This is a genomic window from Nonomuraea sp. SYSU D8015, assembly GCF_008065375.1.
In the GTDB taxonomy this organism is placed as follows: Bacteria; Actinomycetota; Actinomycetes; order Streptosporangiales; family Streptosporangiaceae; genus Nonomuraea.
The window spans coordinates 40,698-52,097 of the sequence record NZ_VJYI01000042.1 but is presented as its reverse complement, the minus strand read 5'-3'; the positions used below and the strand labels follow the sequence as shown (position 1 = coordinate 52,097).

The following is an 11,400-nucleotide window of genomic DNA, read 5'->3' as shown; positions in this document are numbered from 1 at the left end:
ATCTTGCTCGCGTCCACTAGGCAATTCTGAGACAGCAAGCGGCTGTTTCTCAGGGTTACGGCGGTTATGGCGGGAAGGAAACACCCGGTTACATTCCGAACCCGGAAGTTAAGCTTCTCAGCGCCGATGGTACTGCACTCGGGAGGGTGTGGGAGAGTAGGTCACCGCCGGACAATCTTTGATAGGGAAAGCCCCCGACCACACGGTCGGGGGCTTTTCTGTTGTGGGCCTACCCGTGGTGGGCGGTTAGTGGCCCAATAGGGACATGTTGTCCGTATCGCCTGTAGTGGCGCGTTAACCCTGTTCGAGCAGGGGCTCGATGCGATACGGGATCTGGGTGGACAGGGCGATGGTGGTGTCCGTGCGCTGCACCGCCGGCGAGGCCAGGATGCGGGCGATGACCTCCTGCAGGTGATCGGTGCTTCTGGCGACCACGCGGCACAGCAGGTCGTGCTGGCCGCTGGTCCCGTGGACCTCCAGGATCTGCGGTACGGCACGCAGCGCGGCCACCGCCTCCTCCAGGCGGCCCTGGGCGATCTGGAGCCAGACGAAAGCCAGGATGGGATGACCGGCCGCGGCCGGCGACACCGTGGGGCCGAAGTCCTCGATCACGCCGCGCGCGGTCAGCTTCTCCACCCGCGCCTGCACTGTGCCTCTGGCGACACCGAGGAGGCGGGCGAGCTCGGTCAGGCCGACGCGCGGATTGGCGCGCATGGTCACGAGCAACCTGGTGTCCAGCTCGTCCATCCTGGGCCCTCCGCGGACTGTGCGAATCGACTAGTAAATGCCGCTATATGCGTACGAAAGTAAGCGTATCGCGCAGTCAAACTGCGCGCTCTTGCCAGGAAAGCGGAGACTTGCTGTTATCTGGACATGTTTGAGGAAGCACAGTACTTCGCGCCGGTCGCGGCCCAGGCGGACGGGTCGGTGGTGGTCGAGCTGTCCGCGTCGCACCCGGGGTTCGCGGATCCGGTCTACCGGGCGCGGCGGAACGCGATCGCGAAGCTCGCCGTCGACTACCGGCCGGGGACTCCCATTCCTGCGGCCGAGTACACCGAGCAGGAGCATGCGGTGTGGGCGATGGTCAGCAAGGAGCTGGCGGTCAAGCACGCCAAGTACGCCACGGCGGAATACCTCGACGGCGTGGCCCGGCTGGGCCTGCCGGCCGACCGGATCCCGCAGCTGGAGGAGGTCTCGCGGCTGCTGGAGCCGCTGACCGGGTTCCGGTATCTGCCGGCGGCGGGGCTGGTGCCGCTGCGGGACTTCTACGGGGTGCTCGCGGACGGGCTCTTCCACTCGACGCAGTACATCCGCCACCATTCCGTGCCGTTCTACACGCCGGAGCCCGACGTCATCCACGAGGTGATCGGGCACGCCAACGCGCTGGCGAGCTCCCGGTACGCCGCCCTCTACCGCCTGGCCGGCCAGGCGGCGCGGCGGGTCGAGAGCGAGGAGGCGCTGGAGTTCGTGTCGAAGGTGTTCTGGTTCACGCTGGAGTTCGGGGTGATGCGGGAGGGGGGCGAGCTCAGGGCGTACGGGGCGGGGATCCTGTCCTCGTACGGGGAGATCGAGGAGTTCCGCGGGATGGACATCCGGCCGCTGGACCTGTCGGCCATGGGGACGACTCACTACGACATCACGAAATATCAGGATGTGTTGTTCGAGGCGGAATCCCTGGACCACCTCGAGGACGTCGTGGGCGGCTTCTGGGACACCTGCGACGACGACTCGATCGCGAAACTGGTCACCGCGGCCGTCTAGCCCTGTTCGTCGCATCACCACAGCACCCGCAGAGGACGTCGAGAAATGTGGGTCTGGCGGCGGTTGCGGTTCTTCGTGATAATGCCCGGGTGATCACCGGCCGCGGGCAGGTGACAGCACGTGTAGTGCTCGTCATCGCCCTGCTGTTATCCCTGGTCACCGTGCCCGTGCCTTCGCCTGCCGCGCGGCGTCCCGTGTGGCAGGCCGCCGCGGTCCCGGGCGTCCCCGGGCGGGTGCTGGGAAGGATCGACGGCACCGCGGTCGAGGAGGCGCTGAAGCCGATCCCGGCCAAGCAGATCGCCAAGCGGCTCGACCGCTTCCTGGCCGGCCGTCCTGGGCCGGTCACCGCCATGGTGAAGGACCTGACGACCGGGCGGATCTACCGTTACCACCCGGGCGAGCGGCTGATCACCGCGAGCGGCGCCAAGGTCCTGATCCTCATGGCGCTGCTTCTGGAGACGCCGTGGAAGCGGCTGCCCGAGGCTGTCAGGCGCGACGCCGAGCTGATGATCCGCTACAGCGACAACCACGCCGCCGACCGCCTGTGGTTACGCATCGGTGGCGCGGCCGGCTTCACGAAGGCAGGCAGGCGGTTCGGGCTCAAGCACACGCAGGGCGTCCCGGGCGACTGTCTCGACCTGTATTGCTGGGGCATCACCCGGACGTCCGTCGACGACCAGATCCGCCTCATGGGCGCGCTGGTGTCCGGCAAGAGCCCGCTGGCCGCCGCGGCCCGCGATCGGGTGCTCGGGCTCATGGGCAAGGTGGCCGAGGGGCAGGACTGGGGCATCAGCGCCGCCGCGTGCCGGAGCGACGGGGTGGCGCTGAAGAACGGCTGGCTCAAGCGCGTCTCGACCAAGCGCTGGGCCGTGACCAGCGTGGGCCTGATCAGGGGAGACGGCCACGACTACGCCGTGGCCGTGCTCTCCGAGGGCAGTCCCGAGGTGGGGTACGGCATCGCGACCGTCGAAGGCGTCGTGAAGCGGATCATGCAGTCTTTCCGGTCATGCCGGGAGTGACCAGCCGGTAGCCCACGCCGCGTACGGTCTGGATGAGCTGGTCGTCCGTGTCGCCCAGCCGCGCGCGCAGCCGCTTGACGTGCACCGCGATGGTGTTCGTCGAAGTGGCGGCGGCGGTGTGCCACACGTTCCGCATGATCTGCTCGCGGGTGACGGTGCGGTCGGCGTTGCGCATCAGGTACTGGAGCAGCTCGAACTCCCGCAACGGCAGGTGCACGGCCCGCCCGCCCACGCGTACCTGATAGGCCTGCACGTCCAGCTCGACCCCGCCCACGGTCAGCACCTTGCGTGACTCGGGCGAGGCCGCCTGGATGAACGGCAGCAGCTCCGGCACCCGGTAGGGCCTGGCCACGCAGGCCGCCGCGCCTGCCGCGAGCGCGCGTACGGCCTGCTCGGCGTGCCCCTCGCCGACTCCGAGCAGCACCGGTACGGCTCGAGCGAGCCGTACCGCGCGGACGAACTCGACCGCGTCGATGACCGGGAGCGTGGCCGAGACGAGCACCACGTCCGGCTGCAGGGCGCCTGCCTGCAGCAATCCCTGTGCGCCGTCGGACGCGCCGGTGACCGCCACGCCCTCACGTTCGAGGGCGGTGGCCAGGTCGTCGACCACGGCGTTGTCGGGATCGGCGATGAGCAGTACGGGCTTGGTCCGCGCGTCCCCGTTCATCGTGGATGCCGCCTGCTGTTGGGTCATCAGCCGAAGCGCCCCGTGATGTAGTCCTCAGTGCGCTTGTCGGACGGGTTCGTGAAGATGCGACTGGTCTCGTCGTACTCCACGAGACGGCCGTGCCGCACCTGCTTGTCGTCGACCTCCGCCGTGAAGAACGCGGTGCGGTGGGAGACGCGGGCGGCCTGCTGCATGTTGTGCGTGACGATCACGATCGTGTAGTCGCGCGCCAGCTCCTGCATCAGGTCCTCGATCTTGGTGGTGGCGATCGGGTCCAGGGCCGAGCAGGGCTCGTCCATGAGGATGACCTCGGGCTTGACCGCGATGGCCCGCGCGATGCAGAGGCGCTGCTGCTGACCGCCGGACAGGGACAGGGCGTTCTGCTTGAGCTTGTCCTTGACCTCGTCCCACAGGGCCGCCTGGGTGAGCGCCTGCTCGACCAGGTCGTCCATCTTGCCCTTCATGCCGTTGACGCGGGGGCCATAGGCGATGTTGTCGTAGATCGACTTGGGGAAGGGGTTGGGCTTCTGGAAGACCATGCCGATGCGGCGGCGTACCTCGATGGGGTCCACGTGGTCGCCGTACAGGTCCTCACCGTGGTAGAGGATCTTGCCCTCGGGGCGGGCGCCGGGGATGAGGTCGTTCATCCGGTTGAAGCAGCGCAGCACCGTGCTCTTGCCGCAGCCGGAGGGGCCGATCATCGCGGTGATCTCGCGGTTGCCGATCGTCATGTCGACGTCGCGGACGGCTTCGTAGTCGCCGTACCAGACGCTGAGGTCGGAGACGGTGAAGACCGGGTCCAGGGCCTCAGCGGTACGCGGGGCTTCCGGACCGCGAACGGTGACGTTCGCCATTTTGTTTCCTATCTCAGTCATTTCCTCTCCCTCACCAGCGCTTCTGGTAGCGGTTGCGGAGCCAGATCGCGACGGAGTTCATCAGCAGCAGGATCGCGAGGAGGACCACGATCGCCGCCGCGGCCAGGACGTGGAAGCCCTCGCGCGACTGGGAGATCCAGTTGAAGATCTGGATCGGGAGGACGGTGTAGCTGGCGAAGATGCCGTCCGGGTTGAAGCGGATGAACGACACGGCGCCCAGCATGATCAGCGGCGCGGCCTCGCCGATGGCCCGGGAGAGCGCCAGGATGGAGCCGGTCGCGATGCCGGGGATGGACGCGGGCAGCACCTGGCGGTAGATCGTCTGCCACTGCGTGGCGCCCAACGCGAGCGAGCCCTCGCGAATGGAGGGCGGCACCGCGCGGATCGCCTCACGCGAGGCGATGATCACGATGGGGAGCACCAGCAGCCCCAGGGTGAGCGAGGCGGTGATCACGCTGAAGCCGAGGCCGATCGTCCGGGCGATGATGCCGAGGCCCAGGATGCCGTAGACGATCGACGGGATGGCGGCGAGGTTCTGGATGTTGAGCTCGATCCACCGGTTGTACCAGCGGGTCTTGTCGGCGTACTCCTCCAGGTAGATCGCCGCCGCGATGCCCGTCGGCACGGTGAAGACCGCGGTCAGGGAGATGACCCAGAGCGTGCCCATGATGGCGGACTGGGCGCCGGCGATCTCCGGGTTGCGGATCGACGGCATGTTCTCCCACAGCCGGGCGTCGATCCGCGGCCAGCCCTCCGCCAGGACGAAGGCGAGCAGGGCGACCAGGAAGATGAGCGCCAGCGCCAGGCTCGCGAGCAGGGCGATCTGGAACAGCCGCTCCTTGATCGGCGTGCCCTTGCCCGCCAGCTGCACGGCGGAGCGGGGCGTCGAGAGAACGGCCATTACTCGTACACCTCACGATATTTCCGCACCAGGCGAGCGCTGACGTAGTTCATCGCGAACGTCATCACGAAGAGCAGCGCGCCGACCGCGAAGATGGTGTCGTACTCGACCGTGCCCACCGGCACGTCTCCGGAACCGGCCGCGGCGATGAAGGCGGCCATGGTCTGCATGGCCGCGCCGATGTCCAAGGTGAAGTTGGCCTTGAGACCTCCGGCGATGAAGACGATCATCGTCTCGCCGGCGCCACGCGAGATCGCCAGGATGACGGCCGCCACGATGCCGGAGAAGGCCGCGGGCAGCACCACGCGGAGCGAGGTGACCATCTTCGAGGCGCCCAGCGCGTACGAGCCCTCGCGCAGTCCGTTCGGCACCGCCGCCATCGCGTCCTCGGACAGCGACGCGACGATCGGAATGATCATGAAGCCGACGACGAGACCCGCGCTCAGCGCGTTGAAGATCTCCATCTCGAACGGCATGATGCTGCGCAGCAACGGGGTCACGAAGCTGAGCGCGAAGAATCCGAAGACCACGGTCGGCACGCCCGCCAGCACCTCGAGCACCGGCTTGAAAATCTTCCTGACCCGCGGCTTGGCGTACTCCGACAGGTAGATCGCCGCGGCCAGGCCGAGCGGCACGGCCACGACGACCGCGATGCCCGTCGTGATGAGGGTGGCGCTGACCAGGGGCAGCACGCCGTAGTGCGGGGGTTCGAACAGCGGTCCCCAGTTGGTGGAGGTGAAGAACTCCACCGCGCTGACTTCCCCGAAGAACTTGATCGTGGGCTGGAGCAACGAGACCACGATGCCGACCGTGGTGGCGATGGACAGCAGGGAGGCCAGCATGAGGACCGCCTTGATAGCCATCTCGCCATAACGCGGGCGCGACCGCGCCAGGGACTGGGGGGTCCCCGGCGCGGTCGCGGAGTCGCGGGCCGCCATCAGCCCGCCTGGCTCTTGAGGGAGGCGAGGTCCGTCTTGAGCTTGCTCTCCTGCTCGGCGTTGAGCGGGATGTACTTGGCGTCCGTCACGATCTTGTTGATGTTGTTCACGTAGTAGTCGAGGAAGCCCGCGACCTCGGGCCGCTTGATGGCGGCGACCGACGGGTAGATGAACAGCGGCCTGGCCAGCGGCGTGTACTTGCCGGCCTGCGCGTTCTCCTTGCTGGGCTCGACGCAGCCGCTGCCGGAGTCGATCTGCACCGCCTTGAGCTTGGCGGCGTTCTCCTCGAAGTAGGTGAAGCCGAAGTAGCCGAGGCCGCCCTTGGTGCCCTCGACGCCCTGGACGGTGACGTTGTCGTCCTCGCTCGGGCTGTAGTCCTTGCGGCTCGCGCCCTCCTCACCGTTGATCTCGTCGGTGAAGTAGTCGAACGTGCCCGAGTCGGTGCCCGGGCCGAAGAGCTTCAGCGGCTCGTCCGGGAACTTGGGGTCGACGTCCTTCCAGCTGTTGACCTTGCCTTCCGCGGCCGGCTCCCACATCTTCTTGAGCTGGTCGACGGTGAGGCAGGTGGCCCAGGTGTTCTCCTTGTTCACCACGACCGTCAGGGCGTCGGTCGCCACCGTGAGCTCGCCGAACTTGATGCCCTTGGCGTCGCACGCGGCCTTCTCCTCGTCCTTGATCGGACGGGAGGCGTCGGAGATGTCGGTCTCGCCGTTGCAGAACTTCTCGAAGCCGCCACCGGTGCCGGAGGTCGCCACGGTCACGTTGACCTTGGGCTGCTCCTCGGCGAAGAACTCGTAAGCGGCACTGGTCAGCGGGGCTACCGTGCTGGAGCCATCAACCTTGACCTGCCCGCTGAGCTGGGCGCCGGCGCCCGTGTTGGCAGAGGCGGAAGCGGTGCCCTCCCCAGCGGGCGGAGTGGTGTTGGTGCCGCCACAAGCGGCGGAAAGGCCCACAACGATGGCGGCCGTCGCCACCGCGCTGAGGCGGCGCTGTCCACGGGTCACGGTATTTCCTCGTCCCTAGTGATGAGATCTGTACGTCGTCGCATCCGATGACACCGGGCAAAAGTGAACAGCAGTAGAACGACCCGTGACTGAGGCCCAAAGACGTGCTCCGGGTCGTATGAATAGGTTGTAAGAGGCCATCCTGGTGGGATGACCTATCGCGTATGTCTCGTGTGCATGGGGAACATCTGCCGATCGCCGATGGCCGAGGTGGTGCTGCGGCAGGCGCTCGACGACCGCGGGCTGGGTGACCGCGTCGTCGTGGAGAGCGCCGGGACCGGCGGCTGGCACGAAGGCGACCCCATGGACGAACGGGCCCTGCGGATCCTGACCGAGCGCGGCTACGACGGCTCCGCCCACCGGGCCAGGCAGTTCACCAGGGACTGGTTCGACCGCTACGACCTGGTGCTGGCCATGGACCGGGACAATCTGGCCAACCTGCGGCGGATGGCGCCCGCCGGGGTGGAGGTGCGGTTGTTCCGCTCGTTCGACCCCGCGGCGCCGCCGGACGCCGAGGTGCCGGACCCCTACTACGGCGGCCGGGAAGGGTTCGAGGAGGTGCTCGCGCTGGTCGAGTCGGCCGCCGAGGGCGTGGCCCAGCATGTCGCCGATGAGATCGACTGAGGACCTGGGCTCGTCGCACGGCTGGCGGCGGCAGCGGGGCGTGCTGGACGACGGGCGGCAGGTCTTCGCGAAGAGCGGTGTCGTTTCCGAAGTGTTCACTTCGGAGGCGGCCGGGCTGCGTTGGCTCGGCGAGGCGATCGCGGTGCCTGAGGTGATCGACGTCGGCCCTGACCGGCTGGTGTTGTCGTGGGTGGAGGAGGAGCGGCCGAGCGCGGCGGCGGCCGAGCGGTTCGGCCGGGAGCTGGCCCGGCTGCATCGCGCCGGGGCCGAGGGTTTCGGGGCGCCGTGGCCGGGGTTCATCGCCGAGTTGCCGATGGACAACTCCCCGTGTGACGACTGGCCGGCTTTCTACGCGGAGCGGCGGGTGCTGCCCTTCCTGCGGCAGGCGCGACTGCCCTCCTCGGACGTGGCCGCCGTCGAACGGGCCGTGGAGCGGTTCGCCGAGGTCGCCGGGCCGGCAGAACCGCCGTCGCGGATCCACGGGGATCTCTGGAGCGGGAACGTGCTGTGGTCCGGACAGTCCGCGGTGCTGATCGATCCGGCCGCCCACGGCGGGCATCGGGAGACGGACCTGGCCATGCTCGCGCTGTTCGGACTCCCCCACCTGGATCGGGTGCTCGGGGCCTATCGGGAGGAGTGGCCGCTTGCGGACGGGTGGCGGGAGCGGGTGCCGCTGCACCAGCTGCATCCGCTGCTCGTGCACGTGGTGCTGTTCGGCGAGTCCTACCGGGACAGCCTGATGGAGGCGGTACGGCGGGTGCTGGCGCTCTAGCCGGGCCCGTGCCCCCAGGCGCTTCAGGCCTCTCCGGAATGGGGTCAGCCCGGCTTGCGCTTGCGGTAGGCGCGTTGACGGCAGGCGCGGGAGCAGTAGACGCGGGGGCGGCCGGACGCGGCGGGCTCCAGCGGCCTGCCGCACTCCTCGCACACCAGACTTTCGTCACGCTTTTCGTCACGCTGCTCGATGAGAACCTCCACGCCGTCCAGCAGGCGACGCAGGCCGAACTCGAAGGAGTCCTCAGGGGCGTCCCAGCCGCCCGCCGTCCACAGGTAGGTGATCGTGGGGTAGCGGTCGAGGCGGTCGTAGAGCGTGTCGCGGGAGCCCCACCACTCCTCCTCGGAGACGCCGCTGCGCCGCTCCTCGCGCTGGGTCTCCAGCAGGTGCAGGGCCTCGGCGTCGACGAAGCGCCCGACCAGGCCCACGACGGCGATCACCTCGGACGGGGTGAGCGCGGTGCCGGTGAGCGTGCTCAGCATGTACTCGTACTGCGCGACGCCGTTGGGGCCGGGGAGGTGACGCGTGCCGCGTACCTCGGCCAGCCAGGGATGCCGCCTGCGGATCCGCCACGCCTGGCGGGCGGCGCCCTCCAGCCGGGCCCGCCAGCCGGCCGCGTCCGGCACGTCGTCGGGGTGCTCGCCCATGACGTCGTCCACCATCAGGTCGACGAGCTGATCGCGGCCGGGCACGTGGCGGTAGAGGGACATGGTCGTGAAGCCGAGCCGGTCGGCCACCTTGCGCATCGACAGGCCCGGGAGCCCTTCGGCGTCGGCCAGCTCGATCGCGGCCCGCACGATCCTGCCCAGGCTCAGCCCGGGCCGCGGCTCGCGCTCCCTCCCCCGCCACAGCAACTCGAGCCCGTGATCCGGGTCCCCGGCTCTGCCCTTCGCCATTGGCGCCCTCCCTGTTTATGGTGTAATACTACGTGTACGGCATAAACAGCAAAGGGGATTGAGATGTTCCACTTCCATGTCGCGCCTTCCGGCGACGACACCGGGCCCGGTTCGGCCGAACGTCCCTTCGCCACCCTCGAACGCGCCCGGTCAGCGGCCCGCGAGGCGGCCGGCGACGTGGTCGTGCACCTCCGGGCGGGCACCCACGTGCTGAGCCGGCCGCTGGAGCTCACCGAGGCCGACTCCGGGGTCGTCTACCAGGCGTACGGCTACGGCACCCCCGACCGGGAGGAGGCCGTGGTGAGCGGCGGTCGGCGCATCACCGGCCTGCGGGAACGGGACGGCGTCTGGGCCGCCGACGTCGGCGATCTCGACTTCCGCCAGCTGTACGTGGACGGCCGCCGGGCCGTCCGCGCCGGCATCCCGGGCCTGCCCGGGACCGCGAGCCCGACCGTAACGGGTTACGTCACGGACAGTGCGGACCCGCGCGGTTGGCAGAGCCCCGGCGACGTCGAGTTCGTCTACCGCGGCGTCTACCCGTGGACCGAGGGCCGCTGCGGCGTGGCCGGCATCTCGGCCGACGGCGACTCGACCGTGATCACCATGGCGCAGCCGGCGTTCGGCTGGGCGGCCGAGCTCTACAACTCCACCTGGGAAGGGCAGACGTCCAGCGGGCCCGGACTGCCCACGCGCGTCGAGAACGACGTCGCCTTCCTGAGCGAGCCGGGCACCTTCGTCCTCGACCGGTCGCGGCCCGGGCGGCACGTCCTTCTCTACCTGCCCCTTCCCGGCGAGGACCCGGAGCGTACGGACGTGGTCGCGCCGGCCCTGGAAACGCTCCTGAGGGTCGTGGGGGCGCGGAACGTGTCGTTCCGTGGGCTGGTGTTCGCCGACGCCACCTGGCTGCGTCCCAGCCGTCCTGAGGGCTTCGTGCACTATCACGGCAGCGGCTACTACGAGGGCGGCGGCGTCGAGACGGCGGTCTTGGGAGAGGGTGCGTCCGTGACGTACCCGGCCGCGTCGGCGACGATCCCGGCCTGCGTGACGTTCGAGGGCGTGGCGGGGGTGGAGATCGATGGCTGCCGGTTCACCCGGCTCGGGGCGTTCGGGCTGGGCGTGTCCGGCGGCCTCGGGGTCACGGTGCGCGGCTGCGACGTCGACACGGTCTCGGGCGGCGGCATCTCGGTGTCGGGCGGGCGGGACGTCACGATCGAGGACACCTGGGTGCACCACGTCGGGCTCGAATACAGCGGGTCGCCGGGGATCGCGGTGTCGGACGCGCAGGGGTGCACGGTGGTGCGGAACGAGATCACGGACGTGCCGCACTGCGGAATCGTCCTCGGGCCGGGCCAGAGGACGCGGGCGCTGCGCAACCTCACCGTGGACACCATGCTGGTGCTGGCCGACGGGGGCGGGATCTACCTGTCCGGGGCGCAGGGATCCGGGCCGGACGACGCGGGGCTCGTACAGGGCAACGTCGTCGAGGACACGCGCACGCCGTACAACTTCGGGCTCTACACCGACTACGGGGCCTCGTGGGTGACGGTCGAGGGGAACGTCGTCGCGCGGGCGGACAGCACGGCCGTGCTGGAGGTGGCGCCGCCGCTGGAGAACGTCGTGTACCGGGGGAACTACTGGGACGCCGATCCGGTGGGGCACGACAGCCCGCCCGGCGGGGTGACGTACGAAGGGAATGTGACGATCAAAGATGAACGGGAACTGAACGCGGCCACCGCCCGCATCCGATCCCAGGCCGGGCTCCTCAACCCGCGGCCGGGGTCGAGGTCGGCGGGGAGAGGGCCGGAGTCCTGAGGTCCGTCTGACCGCGACGCGGGCCGACGTCCTCCGAGCGGGCCGGATCCGTGCCGACGCGCGAATGCGGAGATTCGGTGCTCCGGCCTGCCGAGAGCCCGCCGGGGTGGCCGGCTGACTCGTGCATGGGA

The 11,400-nt window shown here is 69.2% G+C and carries 12 protein-coding genes and 1 rRNA gene; 6 read left to right on the top strand and 7 right to left on the bottom strand.

Going from position 1 to position 11,400, the window contains the following annotated elements; all coding sequences use genetic code 11:
• Window positions 1-56 precede the first annotated feature (56 nt).
• A 5S ribosomal RNA gene (gene rrf, locus ID574_RS57235) occupies window positions 57-173 on the top strand.
• Between the two features lie 121 nt (window positions 174-294).
• Here the strand turns inward: rrf and ID574_RS57230 are convergent.
• The gene (locus ID574_RS57230) at window positions 295-747 is read right to left on the bottom strand and encodes an Lrp/AsnC family transcriptional regulator (RefSeq protein WP_188197490.1); all 453 of its coding nucleotides are present in this window, start codon (window positions 745-747) and stop codon (window positions 295-297) included.
• A gap of 126 nt (window positions 748-873) precedes the next feature.
• Here ID574_RS57230 and ID574_RS57225 point away from each other — a divergent pair, with 126 nt between their 5' ends.
• Both ID574_RS57225 and ID574_RS57220 read left to right on the top strand, forming a co-directional pair.
• On the top strand, window positions 874-1,761 hold the full coding sequence (locus ID574_RS57225) for a phenylalanine 4-monooxygenase (protein WP_188197489.1): 888 nt from the start codon (window positions 874-876) through the stop codon (window positions 1,759-1,761).
• A gap of 89 nt (window positions 1,762-1,850) precedes the next feature.
• The gene (locus tag ID574_RS57220) at window positions 1,851-2,780 is read left to right on the top strand and encodes a serine hydrolase (protein ID WP_223168146.1); all 930 of its coding nucleotides are present in this window, start codon (window positions 1,851-1,853) and stop codon (window positions 2,778-2,780) included.
• Here ID574_RS57220 and ID574_RS57215 read toward each other — a convergent pair.
• From ID574_RS57215 to ID574_RS57195, 5 genes are all read right to left on the bottom strand, one after another.
• On the bottom strand, window positions 2,749-3,474 hold the full coding sequence (locus ID574_RS57215) for a response regulator transcription factor (RefSeq protein WP_188197488.1): 726 nt from the start codon (window positions 3,472-3,474) through the stop codon (window positions 2,749-2,751). The two genes, ID574_RS57220 and ID574_RS57215, sit on opposite strands and share 32 nt — an antisense overlap.
• On the bottom strand, window positions 3,474-4,322 hold the full coding sequence (gene pstB / locus ID574_RS57210) for a phosphate ABC transporter ATP-binding protein PstB (RefSeq protein ID WP_188197487.1): 849 nt from the start codon (window positions 4,320-4,322) through the stop codon (window positions 3,474-3,476). The genes ID574_RS57215 and pstB overlap by 1 nt, the downstream gene beginning before the upstream one ends.
• A gap of 10 nt (window positions 4,323-4,332) precedes the next feature.
• Window positions 4,333-5,223 carry a phosphate ABC transporter permease PstA gene (gene pstA, locus ID574_RS57205; RefSeq protein ID WP_188197486.1) on the bottom strand — a complete coding sequence of 297 codons (891 nt, stop codon included), beginning with the start codon at window positions 5,221-5,223 and terminating at the stop codon, window positions 4,333-4,335.
• On the bottom strand, window positions 5,223-6,086 hold the full coding sequence (pstC, locus tag ID574_RS57200) for a phosphate ABC transporter permease subunit PstC (protein WP_223168145.1): 864 nt from the start codon (window positions 6,084-6,086) through the stop codon (window positions 5,223-5,225). Before pstC ends, pstA begins: the two co-directional genes overlap by 1 nt.
• A 74-nt stretch (window positions 6,087-6,160) precedes the next feature.
• Complete coding sequence (locus tag ID574_RS57195) at window positions 6,161-7,165, bottom strand: PstS family phosphate ABC transporter substrate-binding protein (RefSeq protein WP_188197484.1); 1,005 nt, start codon at window positions 7,163-7,165, stop codon at window positions 6,161-6,163.
• 150 nt (window positions 7,166-7,315) lie between these two features.
• Here ID574_RS57195 and ID574_RS57190 point away from each other — a divergent pair, with 150 nt between their 5' ends.
• Window positions 7,316-7,789, top strand: a complete 474-nt coding sequence (locus ID574_RS57190) for a low molecular weight protein-tyrosine-phosphatase (RefSeq protein WP_188197483.1) — start codon at window positions 7,316-7,318, stop codon at window positions 7,787-7,789.
• Complete coding sequence (locus ID574_RS57185) at window positions 7,776-8,561, top strand: fructosamine kinase family protein (RefSeq protein WP_188197482.1); 786 nt, start codon at window positions 7,776-7,778, stop codon at window positions 8,559-8,561. Before ID574_RS57190 ends, ID574_RS57185 begins: the two co-directional genes overlap by 14 nt.
• Before the next feature lie 44 nt (window positions 8,562-8,605).
• On the opposite strand, the gene ID574_RS57180 is transcribed toward ID574_RS57185, so the two are convergent.
• Window positions 8,606-9,457, bottom strand: coding sequence for a TetR/AcrR family transcriptional regulator (locus tag ID574_RS57180; RefSeq protein ID WP_188197481.1), 852 nt, complete (start codon window positions 9,455-9,457; stop codon window positions 8,606-8,608).
• A 63-nt stretch (window positions 9,458-9,520) separates the two neighbouring features.
• On the opposite strand from ID574_RS57180, the gene ID574_RS57175 reads away from it, so the two are divergent.
• Entirely contained in the window at window positions 9,521-11,269 is a 1,749-nt protein-coding gene (locus ID574_RS57175; protein ID WP_188197480.1) for a right-handed parallel beta-helix repeat-containing protein, read from the top strand.
• The last annotated feature ends 131 nt before the right edge of the window (window positions 11,270-11,400 follow it).

Bases quoted from the DNA above. Each gene is read 5' to 3' on its own strand.
- ID574_RS57230 (WP_188197490.1), bottom strand. From the start codon at position 747: ATGGACGAGCTGGACACCAGGTTGCTCGTGACCATGCGCGCCAATCCG.
- ID574_RS57225 (WP_188197489.1), top strand. From the start codon at position 874: ATGTTTGAGGAAGCACAGTACTTCGCGCCGGTCGCGGCCCAGGCGGAC.
- ID574_RS57215 (WP_188197488.1), bottom strand. From the start codon at position 3,474: ATGACCCAACAGCAGGCGGCATCCACGATGAACGGGGACGCGCGGACC.
- pstB (WP_188197487.1), bottom strand. From the start codon at position 4,322: ATGACTGAGATAGGAAACAAAATGGCGAACGTCACCGTTCGCGGTCCG.
- pstA (WP_188197486.1), bottom strand. From the start codon at position 5,223: ATGGCCGTTCTCTCGACGCCCCGCTCCGCCGTGCAGCTGGCGGGCAAG.
- pstC (WP_223168145.1), bottom strand. From the start codon at position 6,086: ATGGCTATCAAGGCGGTCCTCATGCTGGCCTCCCTGCTGTCCATCGCC.
- ID574_RS57190 (WP_188197483.1), top strand. From the start codon at position 7,316: ATGACCTATCGCGTATGTCTCGTGTGCATGGGGAACATCTGCCGATCG.
- ID574_RS57185 (WP_188197482.1), top strand. From the start codon at position 7,776: ATGAGATCGACTGAGGACCTGGGCTCGTCGCACGGCTGGCGGCGGCAG.
- ID574_RS57180 (WP_188197481.1), bottom strand. From the start codon at position 9,457: ATGGCGAAGGGCAGAGCCGGGGACCCGGATCACGGGCTCGAGTTGCTG.
- ID574_RS57175 (WP_188197480.1), top strand. From the start codon at position 9,521: ATGTTCCACTTCCATGTCGCGCCTTCCGGCGACGACACCGGGCCCGGT.